Here is a 23,646-nt window from a genome sequence, read left to right on the forward strand (position 1 = left end):
GGCCTCTTTTCAATCACAGGTACCGGGAGTCGCCTCCCGGCTACTTCAATGCGTTGCCTTGATCCGGTCGACCACGCGCTGGGCCAGGTCGTCCGGCCTGAACTTGGCCAGGAAGTCATCGGCACCGACCTTCTTGACCATCGCCTGGTTGAACACCCCGGACAGCGAAGTATGCAGGCAGATATGTAGCTTTTGCATGCGCGGGTCACTGCGGATCTCGGCGGTCAGCGTATAACCGTCCATCTCCGGCATCTCGATGTCCGAAATCATCATCAGGAACTCTTCTTCCGGCCGCTTGCCCTCCTCCACCAGTTTGCGCAGGTAGTCCAAGGCCTGGCGCCCATCATTGAGCGCCACCACCTCGACACCGACCGTCTGCAGGCAGCGGCTGACCTGCTTGCGCGCCACCGACGAATCGTCAACGGTCAGCACACGCAGCAGCACGGCCTTGTCCTGGGTGTCGGCATCGACCACACCGGCTGACACCGACTCGGACGACGGCGCCACCTCGGCCAGTACCTTTTCCACGTCGATGATTTCAACCATGCGGTTGTCCACCCGGGTAACCGCAGTCAGGTAATGGTCGCGGCCGGTGCCCTTGGGTGGCGGGTGGATTTCTTCCCAGTTCATGTTGACGATGCGCTCGACCGAGTGCACCAGAAAACCTTGGGTCTTGGTGTTGTACTCGGTGATGATCACGAAGCTGTTGCGAGTCTCTTCCTGCAGCCCGGGCAAGCCGGTGGCCATCGACAGGTCGAGAATCGGAATGGTCGCCCCACGAATGTTGGCCACACCACGCACCACTGGGTGGGACTTGGGCAGCACGGTCAGCTCAGGGCATTGCAGCACCTCGCGGACCTTGAACACATTGATGCCGTAAAGCTGCGCGCCATTGAGGCGGAACAACAGCAATTCCAGGCGATTCTGCCCAACCAGCTGTGTGCGCTGGTTGACTGAATCCATAACCCCCGCCATGCCTGACTCCTTCTTCTTTCTGCCATATCGTAGCCACTCCTACAGCGAGTCGGCACGGGCTTTGCTTTTTTGAGCGTCATGTACACGAAAACGACAATTTTCCGACGACTGACGCACCTGCTGAGCGGCTCGCTGGCTGCACTGTGCCTGCTGGCACCCGGCGCTCGAACGCTGGCGGACGCGGTTACCTTGCCTGAACAGCTTATCGGTGTCACCCAAGGGTTTCTTGAATTCACCGTAGAGGATTACCTGGCCACGACGCAGACACCGGGCCGCTACGAAATACAGGTCAACTCGCTCGATCCGCGCCTGCGCATGCCGCTGTGCAGCCAGCAACTGGACGCTTCGCTGGAAAGCCCGGCGCAGCCATTGGGGCGTGTCACGGTACGTGTACGCTGCGACGGCGCCGCGCCGTGGACCGTCTTCGTGCCGGCAACGGTGCGGCTGTTCCGCGATGTGGTGGTGGTTACCCGCCCGCTGAAGCGCCAGAATATCGTGGGTGAAGGTGACGTGGCCCTGCGCGAACGTGACGTTGGCACCCTCACCCAAGGCTTTCTCACCGACCTTGATCAGGTGGTTGGCATGAAGATGCTGCGCCCGACGGTGATCGACCAGGTTTTGACCCCACAGCACCTGGAGCAGGCCGAAGTGATACGCAAGGGCGACCATGTGGTGATCATCGCCCGCAGCGGCAGCCTGGCCGTACGCATGCCCGGCGAGGCCCTCAGCAAAGGCGGCCAGGGCGAACAGATCCGGGTGCGCAACCTGAATTCGCAGAGGGTAGTGAAGGCCCGGGTCACGGCCCCCGGCCAGGTGGAGGTCGCCATGTAGATTGGGCTGGCAGTGTATTACCGCTTTTTCTAAACTGTATCAGGAACGGGTTCGCGGGCTTGCCGAGAGGCGGCTGAGCATTTATGCCTAAAGTTTCTTTCGCAATGGCCGAAAACATGGCAAGCGTCCAAATACCCAGGGGTTTCTGATCATGGTCATCGACTTCAGTCGTTTGAATAACTCTCCGTCCATCACGGGCGGCGTTCGCGGCAATGCCGCGCCCGGCAACGCCGACAAGTCCGGCGAAACCACCGCGCCGAATAGCGCAAGCGCCAGCGGAGAAGCGGTACACCTCAGCCAAGAGGCCCAGCAGTTGCAAAAGGTCAGCGACAAGCTGCGCGACCAGCCCGTTGTCGACAATGCCCGCGTGGCACAGTTGAAACAGGCGATCGCAGATGGCAGCTACCAGGTCGATGCCGGCCGGGTCGCCAGCAAACTGCTCGATTTCGAAGCCCAGCGCTGACCGTTCGGCGCGCTGACTTCACGGACGCTTGAAAAGCCAAGAGTTAGCCATGCACGACATCACATTGCTGCAACTGATCGAAGACGACATCGCCCCCACCCAGGAGCTGCTCGACCTGCTTCAGCAGGAGGCAGTCGCCCTGCACGGGCGCGATATGGCACCGCTGGAGGGCATCCTGGCCCGCAAGCAATCGCTGATCGTTCTGCTCGAGCAGCAAGGCATCCGCCGCCACAACCTGCTCACCAGCCTCGGCCTCAGCGCCGACCGCGCCGGGGTGCAGGCCGTTGCTGCACAGTCGCCAAACGGTGAAGTGATCATGCAACAACTCAGAGCGCTGACCGAATTGATGGAAACCTGCCAAAAGGTCAACGAAACCAATGGCCGGATCGTCCAGGTACAGCAGCACGTCACCGCCAACCAGATCAGAATCCTCATGGGCGGCGATTCTCCGTCGCTCTACGACAGCCGTGGCGCCACTTCGCCACTGGCCAAGCCTCGGGCGCTCAGCCAAGTGTGATTAGTTCTATCAAGGCACGGAACATACTGGCAAAATGCCTTTACTTGCGTGTGTCGTTTTTGCCTGGAGATTGATAACCCGTGTTCAATGAAACCGATGCTCCGCAGCCGCCAAAGGTGCTGAACACTCCTTTGGAGATTGCGGCCAACCTGCGCCAGTTGCTGGAGAGCCATGATCCTTTGATCATCACCTTCCATGAGCGCAGCCAGCGTTTCCAGAGCTACGTGGTTCATGTGGACCGTGACAGCAATACTTTGGCGCTGGATGAGATGATCCCGCGCGATGGCGAAAAATTCATCGAGAACGGCGAGCCGTTCCGCGTTGAAGGGTTCCACGACGGCGTACGCATTGCGTGGGAGTGCAACCACGAACTGAGGATCACCGAGGTCGATGGCCATCGCTCCTACCGCGGTGCCTTGCCGGACGAGGTGACCTACCACCAGCGGCGCAATGCATTTCGCGCTGCGCTGAAGCTGTCGCAGCTGGTCGATGTGATTCTCGATGGTACCCATCTCAAGGGGAATGGTGCCTTGCGCGGCAAGTTGCTCGACATCTCCGCCACTGGCTGCAAGCTGCGGTTCGACGGCAACGTCGAGGCGCGTCTGCAACTGGGCCAGGTTTACGAGCGCTTCAAAGCCAGCAACCCGCTGGGCCTGGTGGACATGATGGTCGAGTTGCGCCACCTGCATTACGAAGAGCGGATCAACACCACCTTTGCCGGCGTACGCTTCCATAACCTCAATGGCCAGGCGCAACGCAAGATAGAGAGCTTCGTGTACCAGCTGCAGCGCGAAGCGCGGCGGTTCGATAAAGACGATTATTGATCGTCTGCTTAGAACGCCCCCCCTGGAGGCTGATGCCAGTCTTTTGAACGATCAGGGCCGCTTTGCGGCCCATCGCCGGCAAGCCGGCTCCCACCGGGATCGCGCCAGCTTTTAGACGTTGGGCAAGACAGTTGCTCGCACAGTTTGTGAAAGTGCCCTGGGAAGTTAGGCACCCATCCAATGTCTTGAGGCAGCCCTCTATGGTGAAGCCTACGCCGCACCGGTGGGAGCTGGCTTGCCAGCGATGGGCTGCCTAGCAGCCCTGATGAAGCGTACTCACTGGCATTGACCTGGAAGTGGCTTTTCGTTTGTGCCTACCCTGGGCCCGCCTCAAACTGGCTTGCTGACCTCGCCCGGATCAGCCGGTTCGGCCTTATCTTCAGCCTCGGTATCCTCAGCCGCCACAGGCGCCTGCATTACCTCCTGCACGGTCTGTTCATCCACCCGCGGGTCGAGCGCCGCCGACAATGGCGAGCCCGCCGCCGGCATGGCCACGTGACCCAACGGCGCGTCCTGTACCTGGTGCAGCCCGGTGACCGCCTTCGGCCGAATCCGCCACACCAGCACCAGGGCGAAGAACACGAAGAAGGCATACAGCATCTGCGCGCCCAGCACCTTCATCAGTACCCCCGCCGCCAGCGGCCCGATGCACGCCCCCACGCCGTAGGTGACCAGCAGCATCGCGGTCAACGAGACACGCCGCTCGCTTTCCACGTGGTCGTTGGAAAATGCCACAGCCAGCGGATAAAGGCAGAACTGCAGCAGCGAAATCAGAAAGCCGATGCCGAAAAGCAACTCCAACGGCACATTGGGCAGAATCGCCAGCGGCGCCGCCGCCAGCGCCAGCCCCACAGCCACGCTGCGGATCAGCACGGCCCGGTCATAGCGGTCGGACAACCAGCCCAACGGCCACTGCACCAGCAGCCCGGCAAAGATGCAGCTGCCCATGAACAAGCCGATCTGCTCGGTGGAAAGCCCCTGGCTGGACGCATACAGCGGCGCCAGGCCGTAAAAAGAGCCAACGATCAACCCCGAACCCAGCACCGTGCTCAGCGACTGCGGCACGCGCTTGATGAAGAATTTCGGCTCCATGGGTGCCGGGCGCAGCGGCGCCGGGTGAATGCGCCGGGTCATCGCCACCGGCACCAGGCACAGGGCGAAGCACATCGCGACCAGCATCAACAGTTCAGGGCCAAGTTCGGGATGCACCACCAGAATCAGCTGACCGAGCACCAGCCCCAGGTAAGAGGCGATCATGTACCCGCCAAACACAGCGCCGCGGTGCTTGGCGTCAGCCTGCTCGTTCAGCCAGCTCTCAATGACCATGTACTGGCACATCATGCCCAGGCCAACGAGCATCCGCAGCCCGACCCAGACCGGCAGCCAGTTGGTCATGCCATGGCCCAGCACCGCCGCACAGACGATGCCGGCGCAGGTGGTATAGGCCCGGATGTGCCCTACCCGGCCGATCAGTCGGTGGCCAACCTTGCCACCAACAGCCAGGCCGAAATAGTTGGCCGCCATCAACGCACCGACCCACAGGCTGTCGACATTGTCGGCCGCCAGGCGCAAAGCCAGGTAAGTACTGAGCAGACCCGAGCCGATAAGCATCATCAAGGCAGCGAAATACAACGACTGAAACGGCTTCCAGATGTTTCGCATACGTCCCGTAGGGCTCCCTGGTCAGGTGGCGTTGGCTTGCTGGCAAGCATAAAAGCAAATCAGCCGCGGCGCAGTCCCCTGCCGGCGAAATAGCAGAACAGGGGCGCATGCAGTAGCGTTCGTGTCGCGATCAGGCTTGTGCCGCCAACACGCGCCGCTCCCACGGCGTGATCTCGTCGTAGAAATCAGTCAACTCGAGCGTCTTGCTGGCAGCGTAACCTTCGATGAACTCAGCCCCGAACAGTTCCCGGGCCAAGGCGCTGCGCTTGAGACGTTCCAGCGCCGCGTGCAGGGTGCAGGGCAGGCTCAGGTGCTCAGGGACCTGGAACTCACCCTGGATGGCCGGTGCAGGCGCCAGGCGCTGCTCGATGCCGTGCAGGCCAGCTGCCAGGCTGGCGGCAATGGCAAGGTAGGGGTTTGCATCCGCGCCCGGCAGGCGGTTCTCGACGCGCCGCGCCGCGGGGCCGCTGGCCGGAATACGCAGCCCGGCAGCGCGGTTGTCATGCGACCAGCAGGCATTGTTCGGCGACGCATAGGGATGGCACAGCCGCTGGTACGAGTTGACATTGGGTGCGAACAGCGCGGTGAAATCGGCCATGCACGCCTGCAGGCCGCCAATGAAATGATGGAAGGTCTCGCTCGGCTGCCCCTGGTCATCGCTGAACACGTTCCGCCCCGTGGCGACCTCTACCAGGCTCTGGTGAATATGCATCGAGCTGCCCGGCGTATGCGCCAGGGGCTTGGCCATGCACACCACCGTCAGGCCATGCTTGAGCGCGACCTCCTTGAGCAGGTGCTTGAACAGGAACGTCTGGTCGGCCAGCAGCAAGGGGTCGCCGTGCAGCAGATTGATTTCGAACTGGCTGACGCCCATTTCATGCATGAAGGTGTCGCGCGGCAGGCCAAGCGCTGCCATGCACCGGTAAACCTCCTGAAAGAACGGCCGCAGGCCGTTGTTGGAACTGACACTGAATGCCGAGTGGCCGAGCTCACGGCGGCCGTCCTTGCCCAGCGGCGGCGCAAACGGTTGTACAGGGTCACTGTTGGGCGCAAAGACGAAGAACTCCAGTTCGGTGGCCACCACCGGCGCCAGGCCCAGCGCGGCATAGCGGGCGATCACCCCTTTGAGTAGCCCGCGGGTGGATAGCCCTGACGGGCGGCCATCGAGCTCATTGGCATCACAGATCGCCAGCGCCAGGCCCTCCTCGCTCCAGGGCAAGCGGTGGATCTGCGCAGGCTCCGCGACCAAGGCCAGATCACCATCGTCGCTGCCGTAGTATTTCGCTGGCGGGTAGCCGCCCATGATGCACTGCAACAAGACGCCACGTGCCATCTGCAGGCGCCGGCCTTCGAGGAAGCCATCGGCAGTCATGACCTTGCCACGGGGAACGCCGTTAAGGTCGGGAGTGACACATTCGATCTGGTCGATGCCCTGAAGATGCTCGGCGAGCGAGCGCGGGGCTGCGGTGGTCATGACGCTTGTCCTTGTTGTTATGGGCTGGCAACAACATAGGCTGGGGGTGTTTAAAATATCAAGCACCTGCATCCGCGACGACGCAGTTCTTGCCCCTCACTCGCGCAGGGTCATGCCGTTGGCAGGCAATGGCAGCGCCGTTTTGTACCGGACCTGCTTCAAGGCAAAACTCGAGCGTATGTTCGCTACCCCTGGCAGTCGCGTCAGGTAATCGAGAAACCGCTCCAGCGCCTGAATGCTCGGCAACAGCACCCGTAGCAAATAGTCGGGGTCGCCAGTCATCAGGTAGCACTCCATCACCTCCGGGCGCTCGGCGATTTCTTCCTCGAAGCGGTGCAGCGCTTGCTCTACCTGCTTCTCCAGGCTGACATGGATGAACACATTGACATCCAGCCCCAGCACCTCTGGCGACAGCAGGGTCACCTGCTGACGGATCACACCCAGCTCTTCCATGGCCTTGACCCGGTTGAAGCAAGGCGTGGGCGACAGGTTCACCGACCGCGCCAGTTCTGCGTTGGTGATGCGGGCGTTGTCCTGAAGGCTGTTGAGAATGCCGATATCGGTACGATCGAGTTTGCGCATGAGACAAATTCACCGGTTTTTTGTGTTTATGCAGAATGTTTATCTGGACCGCTCGCTAAAGGCAATCAACTTGAGAGAAAAATTCTCCCGGGGTGTCACTACTATGTAATTGACGCTGACCTGCCAGTCACAAGCCGGTAGTCAGCGGCGGCCGCTTCAAAGCTCACAAAAACAACATCCGAGCGAGCGTAAAAAGCATGAACGAGTACGCCCCCCTGCGTTTGCATGTGCCCGAGCCTACCGGCCGGCCAGGCTGCCAGACCGATTTTTCCTACCTGCGCCTGAACGACGCGGGTCAAGTCCGTAAACCGCCCATCGATGTCGATGCTGCCGACACTGCCGACCTGTCCAACAGCCTGGTCCGCGTGCTCGACGAGCATGGCGATGCTCTTGGCCCATGGGCCGAAGACATCGATCCACAGCTGCTGCGCCAAGGCATGCGCGCCATGCTCAAGACGCGGATTTTCGACAGCCGCATGGTGCTTGCCCAGCGCCAGAAGAAGATGTCCTTCTACATGCAGAGCCTGGGCGAAGAAGCCATCGGCAGCGCCCAGGCGCTGGCGCTGAACCGCACCGACATGTGCTTCCCCACCTACCGCCAGCAAAGCATCCTGATGGCCCGCGACGTGTCGCTGGTGGAAATGATCTGCCAGCTGTTGTCCAACGAACGCGACCCGCTAAAAGGCCGCCAGCTACCGATCATGTATTCGGTACGCGAAGCCGGCTTTTTCACCATCAGCGGTAACCTGGCGACGCAGTTCGTGCAGGCGGTCGGCTGGGCCATGGCCTCGGCGATCAAGGGCGATACCAAGATAGCCTCGGCCTGGATCGGCGACGGCGCCACGGCCGAGTCCGACTTCCACACCGCGCTGACCTTCGCCCACGTATACCGCGCCCCGGTGATCCTCAACGTGGTCAACAACCAGTGGGCGATCTCCACCTTCCAGGCCATCGCCGGCGGCGAATCGACCACCTTCGCCGGCCGTGGCGTGGGTTGCGGTATCGCCTCCCTACGGGTGGACGGCAACGATTTCGTCGCTGTATATGCCGCCTCGCGCTGGGCCGCCGAACGCGCCCGCCGCGGCCTGGGCCCGTGCCTGATCGAGTGGGTCACCTACCGCGCAGGCCCCCACTCCACTTCCGACGACCCGTCCAAATACCGCCCTGCCGACGACTGGAGCCACTTCCCGCTGGGCGACCCGATCGCCCGCCTGAAACAGCACCTGATCAAGATCGGCCACTGGTCCGAGGAAGAACACCAGGCCGTCACCGCAGAGTTCGAAGCGGCCGTCATCGCCGCGCAAAAGGAAGCCGAACAATACGGCACCCTGGCCAACGGCCACATCCCGAGTGCAGCCTCGATGTTCGAGGACGTGTACAAGGAAATGCCCGACCACCTGCGCCGTCAGCGCCAGGAACTGGGGGTTTGAGATGAACGACCACAACAACAGCATCAAACCGGAAACCGCCATGGCCACCACTACCATGACCATGATCCAGGCCCTGCGCTCGGCCATGGACGTCATGCTTGAGCGCGACGACAACGTGGTGATCTACGGCCAGGACGTGGGTTACTTTGGCGGCGTGTTCCGCTGCACCGAGGGCCTGCAGACCAAGTACGGCAAGTCGCGCGTGTTCGACGCGCCGATCTCCGAGAGCGGTATCGTCGGCACCGCCGTGGGCATGGGTGCCTATGGCCTGCGGCCTGTGGTGGAAATCCAGTTCGCCGACTATTTCTATCCTGCCTCCGACCAGATCGTTTCGGAAATGGCGCGCCTGCGCTACCGCTCGGCCGGCGAATTCATCTCCCCACTGACCCTGCGCATGCCCTGCGGTGGCGGCATCTACGGTGGCCAGACCCACAGCCAGAGCCCCGAAGCGATGTTCACTCAGGTGTGCGGCCTGCGCACGGTCATGCCCTCCAACCCGTACGATGCCAAAGGCCTGCTGATCGCCTCGATCGAATGCGATGACCCGGTGATCTTCCTGGAGCCCAAGCGCCTGTATAACGGCCCGTTCGACGGCCACCACGACCGCCCGGTGACGCCGTGGTCCAAGCACCCGCAAAGTGCCGTGCCGGACGGTTACTACACCGTGCCGCTGGACAAAGCGGCCATCACCCGCCCAGGCAACGACGTCACTGTATTGACCTACGGCACCACGGTCTACGTGGCCCAGGTGGCCGCCGAGGAAACCGGTGTGGATGCTGAAGTGATCGACCTGCGCAGCCTCTGGCCGCTGGACCTGGACACCATCGTCGCGTCGGTGAAGAAGACCGGCCGCTGCGTGGTCGTGCATGAAGCCACACGGACCTGCGGTTTCGGCGCCGAACTGGTGGCGCTGGTGCAGGAGCATTGCTTCCATCACCTCGAAGCGCCCATCGAGCGCGTCACCGGTTGGGACACGCCCTACCCTCACGCACAGGAGTGGGCTTATTTCCCAGGCCCTTCTCGTGTTGGTGCGGCATTGAAACGGGTCATGGAGGTCTGAATGGGCACGCACGTCATCAAGATGCCGGACATTGGCGAAGGCATCGCGCAAGTCGAACTGGTCGAATGGTTCGTCAAGGTCGGCGATGTGATCGCCGAAGACCAGGTGGTCGCCGATGTCATGACTGACAAGGCCACCGTGGAAATCCCTTCGCCGGTCAGTGGCAAGGTGCTGGCCCTGGGTGGCCAGCCGGGTGAAGTGATGGCGGTCGGCAGCGAGCTGATCCGCATCGAAGTGGAAGGCAGCGGCAACCACGTGGATGTGCCGCAGGCCAAGCCGGTCGAGCCGCAGGCCGCACCGGTCGCCGTCAAGCCGGAACCCCGTGTCGACGCACAACCGGTTGCCTGCCCGGCCACCACGTCGCACAGTGCCCCCCCTATCGTGCCGCGCCAGGCCGACGAAAAGCCGCTGGCCTCCCCCGCTGTGCGCAAGCGCGCCCTGGATGCTGGTATCGAATTGCGTTACGTGCATGGTAGCGGCCCGGCCGGGCGCATCCTGCACGAAGACCTCGATGCCTTCATCAGCAAACCGCAGAGCCCTGCCGGCCAGGCACCTGGCGGTTATGCCAAGCGCACCGACAGCGAGCAGGTGCAGGTGATCGGCCTGCGCCGCAAGATCGCCCAGCGCATGCAGGATGCCAAGCGCCGCGTGGCGCACTTCAGCTATGTCGAGGAAATCGACGTCACGGCGCTGGAAGCCCTGCGCCAGCAACTCAACAGCAAGCACGGTGACAGCCGCGGCAAGCTGACCCTGTTGCCGTTCCTGGTGCGCGCCCTGGTCGTGGCGCTGCGCGACTTCCCGCAGATCAACGCCACCTATGACGACGAAGCCCAGGTCATCACCCGCCATGGCGCGGTGCACGTGGGCATCGCCACCCAAGGCGACAACGGCCTGATGGTGCCGGTGCTGCGCCACGCCGAGGCCGGCAGCCTGTGGGGCAATGCCAGCGAGATTGGCCGCCTGGCCAATGCAGCGCGCAACAACAAGGCCAGCCGCGAGGAACTGTCCGGCTCGACCATCACCCTGACCAGCCTCGGTGCGTTGGGCGGTATCGTCAGCACACCGGTGGTCAACACCCCGGAGGTAGCGATCGTCGGCGTCAACCGCATGGTCGAGCGGCCAATGGTGGTCGACGGCCAGATCGTGATCCGCAAGATGATGAACCTGTCCAGCTCGTTCGACCACCGTGTGGTCGATGGCATGGATGCCGCGCTGTTCATCCAGGCTGTACGTGGCTTGCTTGAACAACCCGCCTGCCTGTTCGTGGAGTAAGCATGCAACAGACTATCGACACCACCCTGCTGATCATCGGCGGTGGCCCTGGTGGCTACGTGGCCGCCATCCGCGCAGGGCAATTGGGCATCCCCACCGTGCTGGTGGAAGGCCAGGCGCTGGGCGGCACTTGCCTGAACATCGGCTGCATTCCGTCCAAGGCGCTGATCCATGTGGCTGAGCAGTTCCACCAGGCTTCGCGCTTTACCGAACCCTCGCCCCTGGGCATCAGCGTCGCCTCGCCGCGCCTGGACATCGGCCAGAGCGTGGCCTGGAAGGACGGTATCGTCGATCGCCTGACCACCGGCGTCGCCGCGCTGCTGAAAAAGCACGGGGTCAAAGTGATCCATGGCTGGGCGAAGATCCTTGACGGCAAGCACGTCGACGTCGACGGCCAGCGCATCCAGTGCGAGCACCTGCTGCTGGCCACCGGCTCGAACAGCGTCGAACTGCCCATGCTGCCGCTGGGCGGGCCGATCATCTCCTCGACCGAGGCCCTGGCCCCCGAAACCCTACCTCGGCACCTGGTGGTGGTTGGCGGCGGCTATATCGGCCTGGAGCTGGGTATCGCCTACCGCAAACTGGGCGCGCAGGTGAGCGTGGTGGAGGCGCGTGAGCGCATCCTGCCGACCTATGACAGCGAGCTGACCGCGCCGGTAGCCGAATCGCTGAAAAAGCTGGGCATCACTGTGTACCTTGGGCACAGCGTCGAAGGTTACGACAGCGGTTGCTTGCTGGCCCGCGATGCTCAAGGTGCACAGCTGCGCCTGGAGGCCGACCGGGTGCTGGTGGCGGTTGGCCGCCGCCCGCGCACGCACGGTTTCAATCTGGAAAGCCTCGAACTGAAGATGAACGGCGCGGCCATCGCCATCGACGAACGCTGTCAGACCAGCATGCACAACGTTTGGGCCATCGGTGACGTGGCCGGCGAACCGATGCTGGCACACCGCGCAATGGCGCAAGGTGAAATGGTCGCGGAAATCATTGCCGGCAAGGCACGACGGTTCGAACCCTGCGCAATTGCAGCAGTGTGTTTTACAGACCCGGAAGTCGTTGTGGTCGGCAAGACCCCGGAACAGGCCAGCCAGCAAGGGCTGGACTGCATCGTCGCGCAGTTCCCCTTCGCCGCCAATGGCCGCGCCATGAGCCTGGAGTCGAAAACCGGCTTCGTGCGCGTGGTGGCGCGGCGTGACAATCACGTGATCCTGGGTTGGCAGGCGGTTGGCGTGGCGGTTTCAGAGCTGTCCACAGCGTTTGCCCAGTCATTGGAAATGGGCGCGCGGCTGGAGGATATCGCGGGCACTATCCACGCTCACCCGACCCTGGGCGAAGCGGTGCAGGAAGCGGCATTGCGCGCGCTGGGCCACGCCCTGCACATCTGACACTGAAGCGGCTGCGGCCGATTTGGCCCGCAGCGCCCTCGGCGCTGCGGGCTTTTTTTCATTCGGCGATGCTGCATTGGCCTGCAGACATGCCGATGATCAGTTCAAACGCGGAAGTAGCCCACCGACGAATCGAACGGCAGGCGCTTGAGTTCGATCTTGTTCAGATCCAGCACGTCACGCAGCGCGGCAGTTTCGCCAGGGAAGTTGCGGTAGGCGACTTCGTCCAGCACCACGATCGCGCCTTTAGGCATGTAAGGCAGGAAAGTCTCCAGCGCCACCTTGGTGGACGAATACAGGTCCGTGTCGAGGATCAGCATGGCCACTACCAGATCGGGGCGGGTTTTCACAAAGGCAGGCACGGTTTCCAGAATGTCGCCCTTGACGATCTCGCAGCGCGGGATCCGATTGACCGGGCGAATCAGATCGTTGGCCTCGATCATGTCCTGAATCAGGGTCTCGTCGGTGTCGGAGAACATGCTTTCATTGATGTCGGCTGGATCCTGCTCGGCATCGATGCTGGCAAAGCCGCCGAAGGTATCGAAACCGATGATCGAACGGTTGATCGCATAGGGTTCCAGAATCATCGATAGCTGCATGTACAGCATCAACGAGTTGCCTTTGTATACGCCGCACTCGACGATAGCGCCCGGAATGTCTTGCACCATCTTGAACAGTTCGATGCGCGAAAGCGCAGCGGTCACGGCGATACGGTTGGCAAACACGAACGGCGCATCGGCCACGTATTGGGCATCGACACGGCTCAGCACGCTGGCGCGCTTTTCGTTGTACTCGACCTCGGCAGCAGTCAGACGACGCTTGGTCATGGGTTAACTCCCTGGAATTGCGAAAAGTCGCTGGCGTTGAAAAAGTCTTTGAAGCCGGCCTCAGCATCCGAACAACCGTTGTCGACGTTCGGTGCACCGCGCTTATGCAGCAGGTCTTGCAAGTGGATCAGACGGAAGTCCACGCTGAAACGCACCTTGTCGGTGAAGTTGGCTACGGTGCCGTGCAGATGAGCGCCAGAGAAAATCAGCATTTCGCCGCTGTTTGCAGCCACACGCAGTTCGGCGCTGGTATCGATGTCTTCCAGCGGCACCGGGTGTACCCGGGTTTCTTCAGTGATGTTCTGCGAAGCCTTGTGCCGTTGCACATGAATCCAGTCATTGAGGCTCCAATCAGCGGAGCTGTTTCGCACCGGCCGCTCGAAATAGGCCGGGTTGATCATCATGGTCTGTTCGGGCTCGATGCTGTACACCGGCATCCAGGTATTCACCTGGCTTTCCACACTGCCGTACCAGGTATCGCGGTGGGGCTTGTATGCGTAGCTCACACCTGCATGCAGGTACTCGTAGTTGGGCACTACACGCACACGAGGCACGTCGAAGATATAGTCCTTGGGATCGGCCCCGATCTCGCGAATGAAATCGCGGATCAACGCCTTGGCCTGCGGACCATTGGTAAACTGCCGCTTGAGTGCAGTGACACGCTCTACGAAGGTCTCCACCGGCATCATTTTGTGCAGCGACTGGTGGTCGGTTTCGCCATCAAAGGCGGCGGTAATACTCTGCCGGGCCAATGCACACAGCTCATGTGCATTGCCAAGGGCGGTTTCCAGGAAGATATCACCCCTGAACAGCGAGCCCCGGTAGTCCGGCTTGTTCTTCACCTGATTGACATAAAAATTCATACTTGTCCCTTCAGGACCTCATTGAGACCAATGTCCACCACGAACTACGTGGGCTGGCAGCGGTGCATGGATTGAAGCGGACGCAAGGCGACGCATCCAGCCGCTGAGGGCGGGAACTCCAACCATGGCGATACAGGTGTATTACCTGTATCCAGTGCTTCAGTGATCGGCATGCCGGCAGGAAACTTTAAGCGCGCGTGACGCCGATGCTGGCCAAATATCGGCTAATTAGTGGCCTTCAATGGCATACACAGCGCGCACCTGTTCCACGCTCGGAAAGTGCTCGGTAATCAACCCGCGCTGCATTGTCTTGTGCTGGGTGAACGGATACTCGCGCTCGATGAACGTCGGCTCACTGGCATTTTCATAACGCCCACTGACGGAAATCCGCAAGCGCTCATCCCCTTCACGAGAAGACCGATGAATGGTGAAGTTCGACATCAAGCAAACGCCACCCTTGCCGACACAGACAGGAACGAAGTCATCTTCCTTGAAGTGCTTTTCGTCGACCCTCAACACATGCTGTTCCTGGTCGCCGCTAAGCAGGCCCAGCAAATGACTGCCGGGCATCACCTCCATGGTGAACAATTGCGTGTCGATGTCCATGAACGGGATCCAGGTGGTGATGGTATCCAGGCTGCCCTGGACTGAAGTCCAGTCCTGATGCACGTCAAACCCCTGATAACCTCCCGGGATCACCAACTTTTTCGACATCAGATGCAACACAGGGGTGGTCTGGAACAACGGAGTAACGACGCCCAGGTCGGCAGCCGCTTCGCGTAGTCGATCGGCGGTCATCAACCGGTAGACGCCGTACAGCTTGGAGCACATGCGCAGCGTCGCCAAGTAGAGAGGAACGCTCGCCCCCAGCAGTACGGCCATGTTCAGATGCAGGGCTTCAACGGCAGGACCATCAGCGACAGGTAGAGCAAGCCGGTCCAACTGTTGGGCAAATGCCAGATTGAAGTGGACCAGGGTTTCGTCGAGATGACGCGGGTCGAAAATGCCTTCGGCGACCAGATAACCCTGCTCGCGATAAAAGCGGATTTGATTTCGATCAAGAATCTTTCCCATCGGCCCGGTGCCCTTTTTTGTTACGCAAGCGGAGGTGCTATCGTGGCCAGCAGTATACACAGCGTACCCTCAGCACCGGTTGACCTGACTCATCCTCGAACACACTGGATACCCTGATGCAAAAAGTTGTCATTTTCGGAGTGCTGGACACCGCCCAACTGGCGCACTACTACCTGAAAAAAGACCCTGCAGTGGACGTGGTAGGCTTTACCGTGCACGAACGCTACCTGCCAGAATCGAGAATGTTCGAAGGGCTGCCGGTGGTGCCCTTTGAAACCCTGCAGGACTATTTCCCAAGCACCGACTACAAGCTGTTTGCGCCCATGACCGGCCGCAAGATGAACCGCCTACGTGAGTCGGTGTACATTCAGGGCAAGCAAAAGGGCTACGACTTCATTAGCTATGTCAGCCCCAATGCCACGGTAAACGACAACGTCATCGGTGAGAACTGCTTCATTCTCGAAGACAACACGCTGCAACCATTCACCACCATCGGCAACAATGTGGTGATGTGGAGCGGCAACCACATAGGCCACCATGGCGAGATCCGCGATCATGTGTTCTTCGCTTCCCACGTGGTCCTCTCCGGGCACTGCCTGGTCGAGCCCTTCGCCTGGTTCGGCGTCAACGCGACCATCACCAACAATTGCACGATCGGTGCAGGTACCTGCGTCGCCATGGGGGCACTGATTTCAAAAGACACTCAACCCTGGCAGCTCTACATCGGCGCACCCGCGCGCGCAGTAAAGAGCAGTCAGGAACTGGATTTTTAGGTAGAGCATGGCCTGGAAAAAACTCGGTAGAACCTTCGACCCCGATAAAGACTGGGTCGGCTCCCACGCCCAAGTGCCCACCGCGCTGGTGCTGGACGATGTGATTCGGGTATTCATCTCCACCCGCAACAGCGCAGGCAAAAGCCTGTGCTATGCGGTTGACCTGGACAAGCAGGACCCGCGCACCGTCGTTGCCCGCCACCGCGAACCTTGCCTGGGTTTCGGCGCTCCCGGCACCTTCGATGACGAAGGCGTGATGCCCAGCTATGCCCTGAAGAAAGATGGCCGTACCTACCTGTACTACAGCGGGTGGAACCAGCGCCTGACCGTGCCCTACCACAATGCCATGGGCGTCGCGGTTTCTGACGACGACGGGCTGCACTTCGAAAAACTGTTCGAAGGCCCGATCATGGATCGCACTGCAACCGAGCCCTACCTGGCCGTGACGCCCACCGTGCTGTTCGATCAAGGCCTGTGGAAGATGTGGTACGTGTCCGGTACACGCTGGCTGGAGGTGGACGGCAAATACGAGCCGTTGTACGTGATCAAGTACGCTGAATCCAAAGACGGATTCCAGTTCACCCGATTCGCGCAGCAATGCCTTGAATCGCGCTTTGAGACCGAAGCCTTTTCCCGCCCCTGCGTCATCAAGGAAAACGGGATTTTCAAGATGTGGTACTGCTCACGCGCATCGCAGGACTACCGCAATGGCGCCGGCTCGTATCGCATACGCTACGCAGAGTCGCCCGACGGCAAGACCTGGACTCGCTACGACGATGCGGGTATCTCACCGTCAGCCGAAGGCTGGGACTCGCTGATGACCTGCTACCCGTTCATCTTCCAGAGCGGCGAGCGCACCTACATGCTGTACAACGGCAACCGTTTCGGGACCAGCGGCTTCGGCCTGGCCCAGTGGAGTGATGATGAATAACGAACAGCTTCAAAACGAAGTCTACAAACTCGAATCCACTGCATCGGATTTGCAGTACGCCTTTCGTGACAAGTTGCGCGACATGTACCTGAACAGCCCGCTCTCTGACGACGACGTGCTTTTCAATATCGGCCTTTATACCCGCAGCTCAGTATTGGTGAAGTTCATCGTCTTGAGCGACCTTTACAAACGCTTCAAGCATATCCCGGGGATGATCTGCGAGTTTGGCACCTGGTACGGCCACAACCTGGTGCTGCTGGAAAACCTGAGGGCCATGTACGAACCGTTCAACAAACAGCGGCAGATCGTCGGTTTCGACACCTTTGAAGGCTATTGCGCGCCGGGTGAAAAAGACTGCAAGGAGAGCGGTGTGTGGGTTGAGAACTCCTACTCCACCAAAGCCAGCTACAAGGATTACCTGAGCGAACTGTTGCAGGTGCACGAAGGCAACAACGTGCTGGGACACAAGCGCGGAGTACATCAACTGGTTGCGGGGGACGTCTGTCAGACCGCGCCCGAATTCTTCAAGAACAACGGCTCGGCCATCGTCGCTTTCGCCTACTTCGACATGGGTCTGTACGAGCCAACCCTGGCAGCGCTCAAGGCGGTCAAGCCCCATCTGGTTTCCGGCAGCATGCTATTGATGGATGAGCTGACATGGGCTCAAGCACCAGGCGAAGCGCTGGCCTTCAAAGAAGTCTTCACCCCTGCTGAATACACCTTGGAGAAGTGCGAGCTGTACCCCTCAAAATGCATCGTCACGATCAGGTGAAGCGCCTATGATTTCTTCCGAGGTATTCGACCAGCGCATGGCGGAACAAGGCTGGGTGATCTTTGAGAAGGCCATCCCGATCACTATCGTCGAGCAGATGCGTAAAGACATCCACGAGGCCTATGCAATCTGCCGCCACTACCAGATAAAAAACGGCATCGATCAGGACACCAGTTACACCGTGCACCACCTGATCGGCCAGTTTGGCAGTTTTCTCGACTGTCTGAAGGCCTACCCTATCTATGCCTTCATCGAGCGCTATTTCGGCGGGCAGTTCATCCTTAACTCGTATGGCGGCGCCATCAACACCCGCGACAGCCAATCTTACGCCCAGCGCGTTCACCGTGATATCCGTTCGTTTTCCGGTGACATGCCGTTGCTACTGAACACGCTGGTGATGCTCGACGACTTCACCGCCGCCAATGGCGCGACCTGGATGCTCTCCGGTTCGCACAAGGCCGAAGCCAAGCCGACGGACGACTATTTCATGGCCCACGCCGAACAGGCGATCGCACCGGCCGGCAGCATCCTCATGTTCAACTCCAATGTCTGGCATGCGGGGGGCAGCAACGTTACCGATCAGGTGCGCCGCTCGGTGACGCCAATGTTTTCCAAGCCGTTCATCAAGCAGCAATTCGACTACCCGCGGGCCCTGGGCTATGACCTGGGGCCAAACCTCGACCCATTGATGCGCCAGGTCATCGGCTACAACGCGCGGGTACCCGCATCGCTGGACGAGTGGTATCAGCCACCGGCCAGGCGCATGTATCACTCCAACCAGGGTTAACCATGTCACGAGATCTGAATACCGAGTACCAGGACACGGAAAACCGCCTGTACGCCTACGATTTCGACTATATACACCGCGACTACATGCTCAGGGCGCTAAACGGGCAGTTTCGCCCCGGGAATGCGCTGGAAATGGGATGCTATCACGGCGAGTTCACCAAAAAGTTGCTGCAGGTCTTCGATGACGTGACCGTGCTTGAAGGGGCCTGTGACCTGCTCGAAGTCGCCCGCAAAAACGTTGCCGATTCGCGCGCAACATTCATCCTGGGTCGGTTCGAAGACACTACCCTGGAACGTCGCTTCGACAACATCTTCCTGATCCATACCCTCGAACATCTGACCGAGCCGCAGCCGGTGCTCAAGAAGATACGCCAGTGGCTGGCGCCGGGTGGCCGGCTATTCATCGTCGTGCCCAATGCCAATGCGGCGTCGCGGCAGATCGCGGTGAACATGGGGCTGATCGACTTCAATGCAGCTGTTACCGATGGCGAGCGCAAGCACGGCCACCGTTGCACTTACAGCCTCGACACACTGGAGCACGAGGCGTTGCAGGCGGGCTTCGAAGTGACCCAGCGCGGCGGTATCCTGTTCAAGCCGATGGCCAACTTTCAGTTCGATGCAGCCTTGCGTGCCGGTATCATCGACCAGGCATTCTTCGAGGGCTGTTACAAGATGGGCATGAAATACCCGGACCTCACCGCGAGTATCTATGTAGTCTGCCAGGCTTGAACCTCAGAGGTAGTCGTAGGCCGCCAAGTGCGGCCCGATGCCCTCGGCGCCGACCTCCATCAGGGCATCGATGATCGACAGGTACGGTGTGAAACCCCCGCAGCGTTGGCGATAGCCCATTACCCGCATACCGATGAAACGCAGATCGATGTTGGCGTCGGCGAACCGCTCCGCCTCATAGAGCGAGCGCCCGCCCTGAGCATTGATATAGCAGGTAGCACCTTCGTGGCGGCAAATATCTAGAATCCGCGCCTGCGCTCTAAGTTGAGCATTGCCGTAAGCCTCACTACTCGTAACTAGCCGAGTCGTTTGGCCCATGAAGTTGGCCAACACCTGAATTTGATGACTCAGAAAACCCGCGAGATTGTTGTCTTCGTGCGCCAGAATACGCTCTATCACTGGAAATACCTGATCAAAGCAGGGTGCCTTGCGGTAGGCCATTTCCACGCTGCGCAGCATACGTCGTTGCCACTGGGCAGCAGGCGCGATGTCTATTTCGTTGATCTTGCGGTTTTGCGACGCCTGCAATAACGGCAGCGTGATCAGCCCTGGCGCCCCGTTGATGAGGATGCGATTGCGGTTGATCCATCCCCGCGTGATGAAGTTAACGTCATCGTAGACCACGAAGCAGTCTGCAGCCTTCAATAGTTGCCAATAGCCAATGTAGGGAAACAGGTACGGCTGCATGATCGCCACCCTGGTCATGCACTGGCCCCGACGATCAAACCGATAATGAAGTCCACGGTGCAGAGATCCAGATCAGGATAGATCGGTAGGCAGATAACCTGCTCCACCGCCTGATGCGCTACTGGCAGGTTGTCGGCACTGGACGATGGGTACCCGCAGTACATCGGCAAGCCACTTATCAGGGGCTGGAAATAACGCCGCCCATGGATGTTGTGGGCGGCGAGGTGCGAGAACAGTGCATCACGGCCAAGCGCAAACTCAGGCCCTACCAGTATCGGGAAGTACGCATGATTGGCGACTGCCTCGCCCCTCCCCTCGATACAGCGAATACCCGCAATACCCGCAAGGCCTTCGCGATAACGCTGGTCGATCAGCCGCCGTTTCCCCAGCGCCTCATCCAGGCCATCCAGCTGCAACATGCCAAAGGCCGCGTGAATTTCGCTGAGCTTGCCGTTAGTACCGGTCAGTTCTACGGTACTTCCGTCGGGAGATAGACCGAAGTTCTTCAACTGGTCTATGCGCCGCTTGGTCTCCTCGTCGCGACAGATGACAGCGCCGCCCTCGAAGGTGCTGAACACCTTGGTAGCGTGAAAGCTCAGGGTCACCAGGTCGCCGTGACGCAGCAGGCTACCGTTTTCATCCTGCACACCGAAAGCATGAGCCGCGTCATAGATCACCTGCAATCCATGGTGCTCGGCAATCGCGCGTATAGCCTCGACATCACAGGGATGGCCATAGCAATGTACTGGCAGGATGGCCGTGGTTTTGTCGGTGATGGCCGCTTCGATGCGTGCCGGGTCAAGGTTCAGGGTGTGCGGGTCGATATCGACGAATACTGGCGTCAAATTGTTCCATAGCAGCGAATGGGCAGTAGCAACAAAGGAGTAAGGCGTTGTGATCACCTCACCGCTGAGCCCGGCCGCTTGCAACGCTGTAATCAGCGCCTGACTACCGTTGCAGAATAGCGAAATATGTTCCACGCCCAGGTAAGCGCACAACGCCGCTTCCAGTCGCTGGTGCATGGCTCCGCCATTGGTCAGCATGCGGCTGTCCCAAATTTCCCGCAGGTATGGCAAAAAAGCCTCCAGCTCGGGCAACGCAGGCTGGGTCACGAAAACGGGTGGCCGACCAATCATGAGCGGTGTTCCTGTGGCCGGCGACGGTGGCCAACCTTGTGTTGTTCAGGCGTGGTCATATGCGCAATGTCAAAGCGCCTTGTCGAATTCATGCCGCGCCCAGAAGTCGCGCATGATTGCCCAGCAGCGTCGGGATTCACCCTGTGCAGCGGCGCCGTAGAGCACCTGACATTGCTCGCCGTGGATGCGGAAGCTACTCAGTGGCTGAACCAGATAAACGGTGTTGCCGCGCAGTGCCAGGTTGAGAAAAATCGCTACGTCGGAGGCCCAGGCGATGGGTTGTTCGTCTACCGACATGAAATCCGGAGTAATGTCCAGCATGTCAGCGCGGCGGAACATGACCGTGCTTGGCTCGCCAACGAAATTGATCTGCGACTGCATCAGTGCGGTGCCCAGCGACAGGCCTTCGATCATCGCATCGTCTGCCACGGGGGCTTGGGTTGCTGCGATATCGGCTAGAGGTTCGCCATACTGGTCGATGCGCTGGCGCTTGGAGGTTACAAGCGTAACGTCTGGATGAGAGCGGAAGCTGTCGAGCATCCGTTCCACGCATTCGAGTTCCAGCAGGTCGTCGTCGTTGAGGAACTTGACGAATTCGCCACGAGCCTCTTTCAAGCAAAGTACATGGTTTAGACGGCCAATGTCTTTTCCGGCATCAGGGTTGCGCACATAACGCACGCGCGGGTCGTCCTGGCTCAGGTCGGCGCAGATCTTTTCGATCTCATCAGTCGGGCAGTCGTCGCACACCAGGATTTCCAGGTTGCGGTAAGTCTGGTTAAGCGCGCTGCCCAAGGCGTCGTATAGGTGTTCGGTTTTGTAGGTCGGCATGACAATGCTGACCAGAGGCTGGGCATCCGCCGCCAATTGACGCTGCGGCTTGCAAAATTCCAGCACTAACTGGCCCGCCACCGAAGCGTCCAGCCCACTCAGATGCGGATCGCTGCTATTGGCTTCTGCGGTGATAGCTATCGGTTCCAGCCCTACCATCGTGCAGATCCGCGTGAGCTCCTCGGCGTCGAAGGTCCAGGTATGCTGGCGCAGGGCTTTGTTCAGCCTTTCAGCGCGACCGACGCCCGGCGCCTCAGGGCGTGTGCGGTTATTAACATAATCGTCCACCAACGCTTCCAGGTCGGCGCAGACGAGACGGATCACCCCGCCCGGCTGCAGGACTCGGCGGCATTCGTGCAGCAAGCGAATACCTTGATTACGCTCGAGTCGCTCCAGAAGATGAGCACTATAGATCCCAGGCACCGTGCCTTGGTCCCACGGCAAAGCCTGGCCCGGCTTCCATTGCAGATCGGCGCCCGTGGACTCCACATCAATATTGATAAAGCCTTGGCGAGGGTGATCGGCGCAACCTAGGTTCAAATAGATGGGGAGCATGGTACTCGCTTCGAAGGGGTCAACAAGGGCGTAGTGCAGCAACCCAGTTATCGGCCGTGCTCTTCAAATCATGACCGTTGGTTCCGGGACATTATGCAACAGGAGTAGCCCCAAATCGAGAAACCCAATCAGCACCGCGCAACAGGCGCAATACAGCAACGTGATCGGACATTTCTTCAATTGACGTCAGTACGCCGTATAATTCTGCCCCCGCAATCCGATGATGCTTTCTCATGAAGAAACTGCTGTACGTCTTTACCCTCGCCCTCTCTGTCATCCCCGCCGCCTTCGCCAACCCCCCCGCAACGTTTACCGAAGCCAAGGTTGTCGCCAAACAGAAAATCTACCTCGACCAGGCCGACAGCCCCATGGGCGAGCTGTACTGTGGCTGCAAATGGAAGTGGGTCGGCAAGTCCGGTGGCCGTGTCGATGCCAAGTCCTGCGGTTACGAAACCCGCAAAGTGCAAACCCGCGCCGAACGTACCGAATGGGAGCACATCGTGCCGGCCTGGACGTTTGGCCACCAGCGCAAATGCTGGCAGAACGGTGGTCGTGAGCATTGCGTCAATGAAGACCCGACCTTCCGCGCCATGGAGGCGGACCTGTTCAACCTTTACCCGTCTGTGGGTGAAGTGAACGGTGACCGCAGCAATTTCAACTACGGCATGGTTTCCGGCGTTGAGCGCCAGTATGGACAGTGCACCACCAAGGTCGACTTCCAGCAAAAAACCGCCGAGCCGCGTGACGAAGTCAAAGGCCTGGTTGCGCGTACCACGTTCTACATGTTCGACCGGTACAAGTTGAGCATGTCGCGCCAGCAGCAGCAGGTGCTCATGGCCTGGGATAAACAGCACCCGGTGTCGGCATGGGAAAAGCAGCGCAATCAGCGCATCGCCGCGATCATGGGGCACTCGAACCCCTTCGTCACCGGCGAGCGCACATGGACGCTGGGCTACAAGCCTGTTGGGGCGATGGACGTGGTAGCTTCGGCTCCCGCTAAAACGGCTGCGAGAGATGTCGGCAAGCCGACCCTGGCGAATGCGCCAGCTGACGGTGCGATCATTGGCAACCGTAACAGTCACGTGTACCACCTGGCCAGCGGTTGCCCCAGCTACAGCCAAGTCGCTCAGAAAAACCAGGTAGCCTTTGGCAGTGAAGCAGAAGCGCAGCGTGCAGGTTACCGCAAGGCAGGGAACTGCAAGTAGGCGTA

Annotated in this window: 24 protein-coding genes; 14 read left to right on the forward strand and 10 right to left on the reverse strand. The window is 60.2% G+C overall.

Going from position 1 to position 23,646, the window contains the following annotated elements:
- Positions 1 to 45: 45 nt before the first annotated feature.
- The gene (locus tag OSW16_RS19505) at positions 46 to 975 is read right to left on the reverse strand and encodes a chemotaxis protein CheV (protein WP_241804605.1); all 930 of its coding nucleotides are present in this window, start codon (positions 973 to 975) and stop codon (positions 46 to 48) included.
- 78 nt (positions 976 to 1,053) lie between these two features.
- Between OSW16_RS19505 and flgA the strand changes: the two genes are divergently transcribed.
- The 4 genes from flgA to OSW16_RS19525 all read left to right on the forward strand — a co-directional run bounded on the left by flgA (position 1,054) and on the right by OSW16_RS19525 (position 3,610).
- A complete protein-coding gene (gene flgA, locus OSW16_RS19510) occupies positions 1,054 to 1,806 on the forward strand; it encodes a flagellar basal body P-ring formation chaperone FlgA (RefSeq protein WP_267817769.1) in 753 nt (250 codons plus the stop codon).
- Between the two features lie 151 nt (positions 1,807 to 1,957).
- A complete protein-coding gene (gene flgM / locus OSW16_RS19515; RefSeq protein WP_241804607.1) occupies positions 1,958 to 2,269 on the forward strand; it encodes a flagellar biosynthesis anti-sigma factor FlgM in 312 nt (103 codons plus the stop codon).
- 49 nt (positions 2,270 to 2,318) lie between these two features.
- Entirely contained in the window at positions 2,319 to 2,786 is a 468-nt protein-coding gene (locus tag OSW16_RS19520; RefSeq protein ID WP_241804608.1) for a flagella synthesis protein FlgN, read from the forward strand.
- A gap of 80 nt (positions 2,787 to 2,866) precedes the next feature.
- A complete protein-coding gene (locus OSW16_RS19525; protein WP_241804609.1) occupies positions 2,867 to 3,610 on the forward strand; it encodes a flagellar brake protein in 744 nt (247 codons plus the stop codon).
- A gap of 330 nt (positions 3,611 to 3,940) precedes the next feature.
- Here the strand turns inward: OSW16_RS19525 and OSW16_RS19530 are convergent, their stop codons facing one another.
- The 3 genes from OSW16_RS19530 to bkdR form a co-directional block, all read right to left on the reverse strand.
- Positions 3,941 to 5,272: an MFS transporter gene (locus tag OSW16_RS19530; RefSeq protein ID WP_267817773.1), complete on the reverse strand. Its 1,332-nt coding sequence runs from the start codon at positions 5,270 to 5,272 to the stop codon at positions 3,941 to 3,943.
- Positions 5,273 to 5,402: 130 nt separating this feature from the next.
- Positions 5,403 to 6,644: a glutamine synthetase family protein gene (locus OSW16_RS19535; protein WP_267824049.1), complete on the reverse strand. Its 1,242-nt coding sequence runs from the start codon at positions 6,642 to 6,644 to the stop codon at positions 5,403 to 5,405.
- Positions 6,645 to 6,842: 198 nt separating this feature from the next.
- Positions 6,843 to 7,328, reverse strand: coding sequence for a Bkd operon transcriptional regulator BkdR (bkdR, locus tag OSW16_RS19540; protein WP_008098689.1), 486 nt, complete (start codon positions 7,326 to 7,328; stop codon positions 6,843 to 6,845).
- A gap of 197 nt (positions 7,329 to 7,525) precedes the next feature.
- Here bkdR and OSW16_RS19545 point away from each other — a divergent pair, with 197 nt between their 5' ends.
- Genes OSW16_RS19545 through lpdA form a run of 4 tightly spaced genes read left to right on the forward strand, consistent with a single transcriptional unit; the run spans position 7,526 to position 12,472 of the window.
- Positions 7,526 to 8,758, forward strand: a complete 1,233-nt coding sequence (locus OSW16_RS19545; protein WP_241804611.1) for a 3-methyl-2-oxobutanoate dehydrogenase (2-methylpropanoyl-transferring) subunit alpha — start codon at positions 7,526 to 7,528, stop codon at positions 8,756 to 8,758.
- A 1-nt stretch (position 8,759) separates the two neighbouring features.
- A complete protein-coding gene (locus OSW16_RS19550) occupies positions 8,760 to 9,818 on the forward strand; it encodes an alpha-ketoacid dehydrogenase subunit beta (protein ID WP_012315573.1) in 1,059 nt (352 codons plus the stop codon).
- Positions 9,819 to 11,090: a dihydrolipoamide acetyltransferase family protein gene (locus OSW16_RS19555; protein ID WP_267817779.1), complete on the forward strand. Its 1,272-nt coding sequence runs from the start codon at positions 9,819 to 9,821 to the stop codon at positions 11,088 to 11,090. It abuts the gene before it with no gap.
- A gap of 2 nt (positions 11,091 to 11,092) precedes the next feature.
- On the forward strand, positions 11,093 to 12,472 hold the full coding sequence (lpdA, locus tag OSW16_RS19560) for a dihydrolipoyl dehydrogenase (RefSeq protein WP_267817781.1): 1,380 nt from the start codon (positions 11,093 to 11,095) through the stop codon (positions 12,470 to 12,472).
- A gap of 104 nt (positions 12,473 to 12,576) precedes the next feature.
- On the opposite strand, the gene OSW16_RS19565 is transcribed toward lpdA, so the two are convergent.
- The 3 genes from OSW16_RS19565 to OSW16_RS19575 form a co-directional block, all read right to left on the reverse strand.
- The gene (locus tag OSW16_RS19565; protein ID WP_012315576.1) at positions 12,577 to 13,299 is read right to left on the reverse strand and encodes a TylF/MycF/NovP-related O-methyltransferase; all 723 of its coding nucleotides are present in this window, start codon (positions 13,297 to 13,299) and stop codon (positions 12,577 to 12,579) included.
- The gene (locus tag OSW16_RS19570) at positions 13,296 to 14,162 is read right to left on the reverse strand and encodes a hypothetical protein (RefSeq protein ID WP_267817784.1); all 867 of its coding nucleotides are present in this window, start codon (positions 14,160 to 14,162) and stop codon (positions 13,296 to 13,298) included. The genes OSW16_RS19565 and OSW16_RS19570 overlap by 4 nt, the downstream gene beginning before the upstream one ends.
- 228 nt (positions 14,163 to 14,390) lie before the next feature.
- Positions 14,391 to 15,236: a phytanoyl-CoA dioxygenase family protein gene (locus tag OSW16_RS19575; protein ID WP_267817786.1), complete on the reverse strand. Its 846-nt coding sequence runs from the start codon at positions 15,234 to 15,236 to the stop codon at positions 14,391 to 14,393.
- A 116-nt stretch (positions 15,237 to 15,352) separates the two neighbouring features.
- Between OSW16_RS19575 and OSW16_RS19580 the strand changes: the two genes are divergently transcribed.
- From OSW16_RS19580 to OSW16_RS19600, 5 genes are read left to right on the forward strand one after another with little or no spacing between them, the layout of a single operon-like run.
- Positions 15,353 to 16,009 (forward strand): acetyltransferase, encoded by a 657-nt coding sequence (locus OSW16_RS19580; protein ID WP_267817788.1) that lies wholly within the window; start codon positions 15,353 to 15,355, stop codon positions 16,007 to 16,009.
- Positions 16,010 to 16,016: 7 nt separating this feature from the next.
- Positions 16,017 to 16,940, forward strand: a complete 924-nt coding sequence (locus OSW16_RS19585) for a hypothetical protein (RefSeq protein WP_267817790.1) — start codon at positions 16,017 to 16,019, stop codon at positions 16,938 to 16,940.
- On the forward strand, positions 16,933 to 17,712 hold the full coding sequence (locus OSW16_RS19590) for a class I SAM-dependent methyltransferase (RefSeq protein ID WP_241804617.1): 780 nt from the start codon (positions 16,933 to 16,935) through the stop codon (positions 17,710 to 17,712). Before OSW16_RS19585 ends, OSW16_RS19590 begins: the two co-directional genes overlap by 8 nt.
- A 7-nt stretch (positions 17,713 to 17,719) precedes the next feature.
- Complete coding sequence (locus OSW16_RS19595) at positions 17,720 to 18,499, forward strand: phytanoyl-CoA dioxygenase family protein (protein ID WP_241804618.1); 780 nt, start codon at positions 17,720 to 17,722, stop codon at positions 18,497 to 18,499.
- Positions 18,500 to 18,501: 2 nt separating this feature from the next.
- Positions 18,502 to 19,230, forward strand: coding sequence for a class I SAM-dependent methyltransferase (locus tag OSW16_RS19600; RefSeq protein ID WP_241804619.1), 729 nt, complete (start codon positions 18,502 to 18,504; stop codon positions 19,228 to 19,230).
- A 3-nt stretch (positions 19,231 to 19,233) separates the two neighbouring features.
- Here the strand turns inward: OSW16_RS19600 and OSW16_RS19605 are convergent, their stop codons facing one another.
- From OSW16_RS19605 to OSW16_RS19615, 3 genes are all read right to left on the reverse strand, one after another.
- Positions 19,234 to 19,917 carry a WbqC family protein gene (locus tag OSW16_RS19605; protein WP_241804620.1) on the reverse strand — a complete coding sequence of 228 codons (684 nt, stop codon included), beginning with the start codon at positions 19,915 to 19,917 and terminating at the stop codon, positions 19,234 to 19,236.
- Positions 19,918 to 19,931: 14 nt separating this feature from the next.
- The gene (locus OSW16_RS19610; RefSeq protein ID WP_267817791.1) at positions 19,932 to 21,053 is read right to left on the reverse strand and encodes a DegT/DnrJ/EryC1/StrS family aminotransferase; all 1,122 of its coding nucleotides are present in this window, start codon (positions 21,051 to 21,053) and stop codon (positions 19,932 to 19,934) included.
- Positions 21,054 to 21,122: 69 nt separating this feature from the next.
- The gene (locus OSW16_RS19615) at positions 21,123 to 22,436 is read right to left on the reverse strand and encodes a glycosyltransferase (RefSeq protein WP_267817792.1); all 1,314 of its coding nucleotides are present in this window, start codon (positions 22,434 to 22,436) and stop codon (positions 21,123 to 21,125) included.
- Positions 22,437 to 22,669: 233 nt separating this feature from the next.
- On the opposite strand from OSW16_RS19615, the gene OSW16_RS19620 reads away from it, so the two are divergent.
- Entirely contained in the window at positions 22,670 to 23,641 is a 972-nt protein-coding gene (locus tag OSW16_RS19620) for an endonuclease (protein WP_267817795.1), read from the forward strand.
- Positions 23,642 to 23,646 lie beyond the last annotated feature (5 nt).

The organism is Pseudomonas putida (genome assembly GCF_026625125.1).
In the GTDB taxonomy this organism is placed as follows: domain Bacteria; phylum Pseudomonadota; class Gammaproteobacteria; order Pseudomonadales; family Pseudomonadaceae; genus Aquipseudomonas; species Aquipseudomonas putida_X.

Coding starts and splice junctions, on each gene's coding strand:
- OSW16_RS19620 (WP_267817795.1), top strand. CDS start 22,670: ATGAAGAAACTGCTGTACGTCTTTACCCTCGCCCTCTCTGTCATCCCC.
- OSW16_RS19565 (WP_012315576.1), bottom strand. CDS start 13,299: ATGACCAAGCGTCGTCTGACTGCTGCCGAGGTCGAGTACAACGAAAAG.
- OSW16_RS19580 (WP_267817788.1), top strand. CDS start 15,353: ATGCAAAAAGTTGTCATTTTCGGAGTGCTGGACACCGCCCAACTGGCG.
- OSW16_RS19555 (WP_267817779.1), top strand. CDS start 9,819: ATGGGCACGCACGTCATCAAGATGCCGGACATTGGCGAAGGCATCGCG.
- lpdA (WP_267817781.1), top strand. CDS start 11,093: ATGCAACAGACTATCGACACCACCCTGCTGATCATCGGCGGTGGCCCT.
- OSW16_RS19535 (WP_267824049.1), bottom strand. CDS start 6,644: ATGACTGCCGATGGCTTCCTCGAAGGCCGGCGCCTGCAGATGGCACGT.
- OSW16_RS19570 (WP_267817784.1), bottom strand. CDS start 14,162: ATGAATTTTTATGTCAATCAGGTGAAGAACAAGCCGGACTACCGGGGC.
- OSW16_RS19610 (WP_267817791.1), bottom strand. CDS start 21,053: ATGATTGGTCGGCCACCCGTTTTCGTGACCCAGCCTGCGTTGCCCGAG.
- OSW16_RS19595 (WP_241804618.1), top strand. CDS start 17,720: ATGATTTCTTCCGAGGTATTCGACCAGCGCATGGCGGAACAAGGCTGG.
- bkdR (WP_008098689.1), bottom strand. CDS start 7,328: ATGCGCAAACTCGATCGTACCGATATCGGCATTCTCAACAGCCTTCAG.
- OSW16_RS19530 (WP_267817773.1), bottom strand. CDS start 5,272: ATGCGAAACATCTGGAAGCCGTTTCAGTCGTTGTATTTCGCTGCCTTG.
- OSW16_RS19520 (WP_241804608.1), top strand. CDS start 2,319: ATGCACGACATCACATTGCTGCAACTGATCGAAGACGACATCGCCCCC.
- OSW16_RS19590 (WP_241804617.1), top strand. CDS start 16,933: ATGAATAACGAACAGCTTCAAAACGAAGTCTACAAACTCGAATCCACT.
- OSW16_RS19550 (WP_012315573.1), top strand. CDS start 8,760: ATGAACGACCACAACAACAGCATCAAACCGGAAACCGCCATGGCCACC.
- OSW16_RS19600 (WP_241804619.1), top strand. CDS start 18,502: ATGTCACGAGATCTGAATACCGAGTACCAGGACACGGAAAACCGCCTG.
- flgM (WP_241804607.1), top strand. CDS start 1,958: ATGGTCATCGACTTCAGTCGTTTGAATAACTCTCCGTCCATCACGGGC.
- flgA (WP_267817769.1), top strand. CDS start 1,054: ATGTACACGAAAACGACAATTTTCCGACGACTGACGCACCTGCTGAGC.
- OSW16_RS19575 (WP_267817786.1), bottom strand. CDS start 15,236: ATGGGAAAGATTCTTGATCGAAATCAAATCCGCTTTTATCGCGAGCAG.
- OSW16_RS19505 (WP_241804605.1), bottom strand. CDS start 975: ATGGCGGGGGTTATGGATTCAGTCAACCAGCGCACACAGCTGGTTGGG.
- OSW16_RS19545 (WP_241804611.1), top strand. CDS start 7,526: ATGAACGAGTACGCCCCCCTGCGTTTGCATGTGCCCGAGCCTACCGGC.
- OSW16_RS19615 (WP_267817792.1), bottom strand. CDS start 22,436: ATGCTCCCCATCTATTTGAACCTAGGTTGCGCCGATCACCCTCGCCAA.
- OSW16_RS19585 (WP_267817790.1), top strand. CDS start 16,017: ATGGCCTGGAAAAAACTCGGTAGAACCTTCGACCCCGATAAAGACTGG.
- OSW16_RS19605 (WP_241804620.1), bottom strand. CDS start 19,917: ATGCAGCCGTACCTGTTTCCCTACATTGGCTATTGGCAACTATTGAAG.